The sequence below is a fragment of the Vibrio sp. 10N.286.46.A8 genome (assembly GCF_041470165.1).
Lineage (GTDB): Bacteria > Pseudomonadota > Gammaproteobacteria > Enterobacterales > Vibrionaceae > Vibrio > Vibrio tasmaniensis_A.
Map to the genome: position 1 here is coordinate 1 of NZ_JBFRLX010000051.1, position 736 is coordinate 736.

Here is a 736-nt window from a genome sequence, read left to right on the forward strand (position 1 = left end):
TTATTAGCCACACCAAGAATGGAAGTTACTATGGATCTCGCCTTTGACCGCCAGCATATCTGGCATCCTTATACATCAACGTTGACACCTCTGACCTGCTACCCAGTCACTAACGCAGACGGCGTTTACCTAGAATTAGAGGGCGGAAAACGAATTATTGATGGTATGTCCTCTTGGTGGTCAACCATCCACGGCTACAATCATCCAGAGCTCAATGCTGCAGCTCACAGCCAAATCGATAAGGTTTCGCATGTTATGTTTGGAGGTATCACCCACCAGCCTGCTATCGATTTATGTAAGAAACTTTTGAACCTAGCACCAAATAATCTCGAGCACGTATTCTTGGCTGATTCAGGTTCAGTAGCCGTAGAGGTTAGTCTCAAGATGGCTCTCCAATACTGGCACGCTAAAGGGCAACCTCGTTCAAAATTCCTCACACTGAGAGATGGCTATCACGGCGATACTTTTGCTGCAATGTCAGTGACCGATCCTGATAACTCAATGCATAGTCTCTACAAGGGATTTTTGCCTGAGCACATTTTTGCTGATTCACCAAAAACGGGATTTTGGGATCAATGGGACGCCAACGACATCAACAGCTTTCGAGAAAAGCTGGCAACCCACCATCAAGAAGTCGCTGCGGTGATCTTAGAGCCAATCGTTCAAGGTGCTGGCGGTATGCGTATCTACCATCCTGAATTCCTGAGACAGGTTCGCTTGCTGTGTGATGAATTCA

Annotated in this window: 1 protein-coding gene; it reads left to right on the plus strand. The window is 46.6% G+C overall.

Going from position 1 to position 736, the window contains the following annotated elements:
- Positions 1-30 precede the first annotated feature (30 nt).
- Positions 31-736 (plus strand): aminotransferase class III-fold pyridoxal phosphate-dependent enzyme (locus AB4232_RS06395; protein WP_372086645.1); only part of this gene is annotated, 706 nt, incomplete at its 3' end.